Below are 278 nucleotides of genomic sequence, written 5' to 3' on the forward strand. Positions count from 1 at the left end.
GCGAGACCGAAAGGTGTAGTCGATGGGAAACAGATTAATATTTCTGTACTTCTAATAATTGCGAAGGAGGGACGGAGAAAGCTAGGCAGGCATGGCGTTGGTTGTCCATGTGAAAGTATGTAGGCTGGGAGTTTAGGTAAATCCGGACACCCTTAAGGCTGAGATACGAGACGAGTCACCAAGGTGACGAAGCTGTTGATGCTCTGCTTCCAGGAAAAGCTTCTAAGCTCTAGATTATTAGGAACCGTACCCCAAACCGACACAGGTGGTTAGGTAGA

Annotated in this window: 1 rRNA gene; it reads left to right on the forward strand. The window is 47.5% G+C overall.

Annotation, left to right across the window (positions count from 1 at the left end):
- Positions 1-278 (forward strand): 23S ribosomal RNA (locus ACSLUH_RS19610); the annotation flags it as partial.

This window comes from Thalassotalea ganghwensis, from assembly GCF_053485795.1.